The 4,519-nt window shown below is 53.5% G+C and carries 7 protein-coding genes; 6 read left to right on the top strand and 1 reads right to left on the bottom strand.

All coding sequences use genetic code 11. From position 1 onward, the window contains the following. On the top strand, positions 1-976 hold a 976-nt coding region (locus tag MVD07_RS09385), incomplete at its 5' end, for a radical SAM protein (RefSeq protein WP_297501290.1). 27 nt (positions 977-1,003) lie between these two features. Here the strand turns inward: MVD07_RS09385 and MVD07_RS09390 are convergent. Beyond that, on the bottom strand, positions 1,004-1,888 hold the full coding sequence (locus tag MVD07_RS09390; RefSeq protein ID WP_297501293.1) for a cation diffusion facilitator family transporter: 885 nt from the start codon (positions 1,886-1,888) through the stop codon (positions 1,004-1,006). A 113-nt stretch (positions 1,889-2,001) separates the two neighbouring features. Here MVD07_RS09390 and hypA point away from each other — a divergent pair, with 113 nt between their 5' ends. The 5 genes from hypA to MVD07_RS09415 all read left to right on the top strand — a co-directional run bounded on the left by hypA (position 2,002) and on the right by MVD07_RS09415 (position 4,431). Continuing rightward, the gene (gene hypA / locus MVD07_RS09395; protein ID WP_297501296.1) at positions 2,002-2,421 is read left to right on the top strand and encodes a hydrogenase nickel incorporation protein HypA; all 420 of its coding nucleotides are present in this window, start codon (positions 2,002-2,004) and stop codon (positions 2,419-2,421) included. Next, the gene (locus MVD07_RS09400) at positions 2,418-3,143 is read left to right on the top strand and encodes an Mrp/NBP35 family ATP-binding protein (RefSeq protein WP_297501299.1); all 726 of its coding nucleotides are present in this window, start codon (positions 2,418-2,420) and stop codon (positions 3,141-3,143) included. The genes hypA and MVD07_RS09400 overlap by 4 nt, the downstream gene beginning before the upstream one ends. 70 nt (positions 3,144-3,213) lie before the next feature. Further along, positions 3,214-3,456 (top strand): UPF0175 family protein, encoded by a 243-nt coding sequence (locus MVD07_RS09405; RefSeq protein ID WP_297501302.1) that lies wholly within the window; start codon positions 3,214-3,216, stop codon positions 3,454-3,456. Further along, positions 3,453-3,908, top strand: coding sequence for a DUF3368 domain-containing protein (locus MVD07_RS09410; RefSeq protein ID WP_297501305.1), 456 nt, complete (start codon positions 3,453-3,455; stop codon positions 3,906-3,908). Before MVD07_RS09405 ends, MVD07_RS09410 begins: the two co-directional genes overlap by 4 nt. A 31-nt stretch (positions 3,909-3,939) precedes the next feature. Then, positions 3,940-4,431, top strand: a complete 492-nt coding sequence (locus MVD07_RS09415; RefSeq protein ID WP_297501308.1) for a hydrogenase 3 maturation endopeptidase HyCI — start codon at positions 3,940-3,942, stop codon at positions 4,429-4,431. Positions 4,432-4,519: the final 88 nt, after the last annotated feature.

A 4,519-nucleotide genomic window follows, 5' to 3' on the forward strand; every position in this document is an offset into this window, starting at 1 on the left:
CTGGACGTTCGCGGACATGGAAACGCTTAAGAGGGCGGTCGATGCGGGCATACAATACGTCGAGGTGAGCATTGACTCCGCAAAGCCTGAGAAGCACGACGAGTTCCGCGGTATCCCGGGGGCATGGAAGCACGCAACGAAGGCCCTTGAAAACGCCGTTAAGCTGGGGATAAGCCACGGCATGGCGGTCGTCATGGACAAGGACACCTACGGCGAGATAGACGACATCCTTGACTTAGCGGAGAGCATAGGGGTAAAGCGCGTCATATTCTTCAACCTGGTTCCAACAGGCAGGGCAGAGGATATGGTAAAGGTAGACCTCTCCCCCGAGGAGCGCGAGGAGTTCATGAAGGAGATCTATCACCAGATGAAGAAGAGGAAGCTGGAGATACTCACCACGGCACCGCAGTATGCAAGGGTTACACTGCTTGAAAGCAGGGGAAAGAACGTAACGCCGGCCCACTTCTACATCGGCGAGAACGATGCCGTCAAAACCCTAGCGGAGTTCATAGGAGGATGCGGTGCCGGAAGGATTTATGCAGGTATAGAGCCCGACGGAACCGTGGTTCCCTGCGTCTTCCTCCCGCTTCCAGTCGGCAACGTAAGGCTCAAGTCCTTCAAGGAGATATGGGAAACCAGCAAAATCTTCAACCTCCTGAGGGACAGGGACAACTTCACCGGTCAGTGCAGGAACTGCCCCTATAGGAACATCTGCGGTGGCTGCCGTGCGAGGACCTATCACTACACCCTGGATCTACTCGGCGACGATCCGGGATGCATAATCAACAAACGCCTCTGGGAGGACATAGTGAGGCACGGCAAACCCAGGGCCCTAACTGAGGTGAGCTGGGTTGACGAGAGCATAGTCCTTCGCGGGCCGACTCTCTACGTGCCGGGCTACTACAGCGCGGTTGAGGTGGCGACGGAAAAGATGCTCGAGAAGGCGGCGGCCCTTTCAGGAACTGCAGGGGCTTGAACTCCACCTTTTTCTTTTTGCTCTACATCACTCCTTCTCGCATATTACCTCCTTCTCCTCACACCTGTTCACCTCAAGCTGAACCGTTACATGAGTTATTCCGTACTGCCTCAGCCTCTTCTCGACCTCGTCTATTATCCCCTGCGCCTCGCTCAAGAGCATGTCATCCACCTCAACGTGGCATTCAAAGTGTACCTCATTCTCTCCAATCCGCCAAGCGTGGAAGTGGTGGGCGTTTTTAACCCCGGGGATAGACTCTATCTCCGCCTTTATGCCCAGGAAGTCGAGCTCCGGCGAGGCCTCCATCAAAACCTCAACGCTCTCCCTGAGAACCCCGTAGGCCTCGCGGAGGATGTAGAGGGCTATCAGGACGGTTACGAGCGGGTCAACCCAGACGATGCCGTAGATGAGGATTAGAACGCCCCCCACGACAACGGCAACCGAAGATAGGGTATCGCTCAACAGGTGAAGGTAGGCCGAGCGGATGTTCAGGCCATGGGCGTGCCGGTGAAGGAGGAGAACCGAGAGGAGGTTTGCGATGAGGCCGATAACCGCGACGGGTAGCATTATGCCAGTGTCAATCGGCTGGGGATTCTTAAAGCGCCCGTAGGCCTCAGCGACCAGAAAGAGCGAAACACCAAAGAGGACGGAGGAATTTATGAAGGCAACGAGGATTTCTGCCCGCTTATAGCCGAAGGTGTACTTCTCGTTGGCCTTTCTCTTGCCGATTTTTATTGCGAAGTAGCTCGCGAGTAAACTCATTGAGTCGCTGAAGTTGTGGAGGGAGTCGCCCAGCAAAGCCAAACTCCCGGAAAAAAAGCCTCCGATAACCTCGGCAATCGTTATGATGAAGTTGAGGAGTATTGAGACCACGAGGTTTCTCTTCAGGCCATAGGTGTGCCCGTGACTCATTTACTCACCGCCAAAACTTTCGCTGAGCATTGATAAATCTGTCTGTGCCATAAACTTGGGGTCCGAAACCCAACCATTTTTAAGGTAACACTCCAATTTTCTCCGGTGATATAATGCACGAGTGGGCGCTGGCAGATGCCATAGTTAGAACAGTCCTCGACTACGCGAACAGAGAAGGAGCGGAGCGGGTTAAAGCCGTCAAGGTCGTCCTCGGCGAACTTCAGGATGTGGACGCTGAAATCGTGAAGTTCGCGATGGAGCAGCTTTTCGCGGGAACGATAGCAGAAGGGGCCGAGATAATCTTTGAAGAGGAGGAAGCGGTCTTTAAGTGCCGCAACTGCGGCTACGAGTGGAAGCTCAAGGAAGTCAGAGATAAGTTCGATGAGCGCATCAAAGAGGACATCCACTTCATTCCCGAGGTTGTGCACGCGTTTTTGGCCTGTCCGAAGTGCGGCAGCCATGACTTCGAGGTAGTCAGGGGCAGAGGCGTTTACGTGGCGGGAATAAAAATCGAGAAGGAGGGGGAGGCATGATCGACCCGCGTGAGATAGCTATAAGCGCGAGGCTTGAGAAGGTTAAGAGAATCATCCCGGTCGTCAGCGGTAAGGGAGGAGTCGGAAAGTCCCTCATTTCCACGATACTAGCTTTAGCTCTGGCCGGGAAGGGCTACAAGGTCGGATTGCTAGACCTCGACTTCCACGGTGCGAGCGATCACGTGATTTTGGGCTTCGAGCCAAAGGAGTTCCCGGAAGAGGACAGAGGCGTTGTCCCGCACACTGTCCACGGAATCAAGTTCATGACGATAGCCTACTACACGGAGGACAGGCCGACCCCGCTCCGCGGGAAGGAGGTGAGCGATGCTTTAATTGAACTGCTCACCATAACCCGCTGGGACGAGCTTGACTACCTCGTCATAGACATGCCACCCGGCCTCGGCGACCAGCTTTTGGACGTTTTGAGGTTCCTCAAGCGCGGCGAGTTCCTCGTTGTAGCGACGCCCTCAAAGCTCGCCCTCAACGTGGTCAGAAAGCTCGTCCAGCTCCTCCTCGAGGAGAGGCACAGGGTTCTCGGAATAGTGGAAAACATGAAACTGGACGAGGAGAAGGACGTCGAGGCTTTAGCGAGGGAGTTCGGAATCCAGTACCTCGGTGGGATACCCTTCTATCAAGACCTCGACGCCAGGATAGGGAACGTTGAGGAGCTGATGAAGACCGAGTTCGCGGAGAGGATAAGGGAGATAGCAGAGAAGATTTGATTTTATTCTTTTTTTCCACTCAGACGAAACTCCTAAATATTTCCGCACAAAACTTCGCTTTGGTGGGAGCATGGAGACCACAACACCCAAGGCATTCCGGGACTTCCTCGGCCCCGAGCCGGAGAGAGAGCTGATTCTTCTTGCCACTATAGAACTCTACCGTGAAGGAAAGCTGAGCCTCGGAAAGGCCGCCCATCTCGCGGGCTTGAGCGTGAGGGAGTTCCTCTACGAGTTGAGGAAGAGAGGGATTCCGATAAACTACACGCGGGAAGAGGCCGAGGAGGACGTAAGGCTCATAGAGGGTCTGGGATGAGGGTGGTTTCTAACACAAGTCCGCTGATCGGGCTTTCCAACATTGGGAAGCTCAAAATCCTTCACGATGTTTTTGGTGAGGTCGTAGTGCCCCCAGCAGTGCAGAGGGAATTCGGGGAGGAACTCCCTGAGTGGATAACCGTTAAGGCTCCGAAAAACAGACCGCTCGTTCAGGCCCTTTTAGAGTCTCTCGGAGACGGGGAGCCCGAGGCTATAGCCATTGCAATTGAACTTAACGCCGATTTTCTAATTCTTGACGACCTTAAGGCCAGAAAAATTGCAAGAAAGCTCGGCCTTAGAGTAATCGGAACTGCGGGCCTTCTACTGCTCGCAAAGAAGAGAGAAGTTATCAACGAGGTGAAACCCCTCCTAATGGAACTCGTGGGGAAGGGCTTCAGGATTTCAAACGAGGTCATTGATGTTATACTCAAATCCGCCGGTGAGATGGATTAAGCTGTAAACGCTTGATAAGGAGAGTATAACCATGAATGCCCTCGAAGAAATCTTCCAAGGAAAAAAGCGGATCGTGATCTGCGGTATCGGGAACGACATCCGCGGGGACGACACCTTCGGCGTCCTCGTTGCCGAGAGGCTGAAGGAACTCCTGGACAATCCGGACGTCCTCGTGATAAACTGCGGTGAGGTTCCCGAGAACTACACCGGGGAAATAAATGAGTTCAGTCCAGACCTCGTTGTTTTCGTAGATGCGGTGGACTTCAAGGGAGAAGTTGGTGAGTACATAATAGCTGACCCGGAGGGAACGATAGGCGAAGCGATCTCTACCCACGGGCTCCCCCTGAAGTTCGTCACCCAGTTTATGAAGACGCTTATTAAAGCGGACTTCATCCTGATAGGCTGTCAGCCAGCTTCAACAGGCCTCTTTGAAGAGCCGAGCGAACTGATAAGGGAACGCGCGGAAAGACTTGCACAACTGCTTGCGGGGATTCTGAGAAGCGGAAGAAGAGATGGGAAGTAGAACACGCAATTGCAAAGTTGTGGGAGACACCAACAAATAAAACACGAATTTTTGCATTTCTTGATGTGTCTTTCCATTAGTTTTCATT

This window comes from Thermococcus sp. (assembly GCF_027008145.1).
Taxonomy (GTDB): Archaea; Methanobacteriota_B; Thermococci; order Thermococcales; family Thermococcaceae; genus Thermococcus.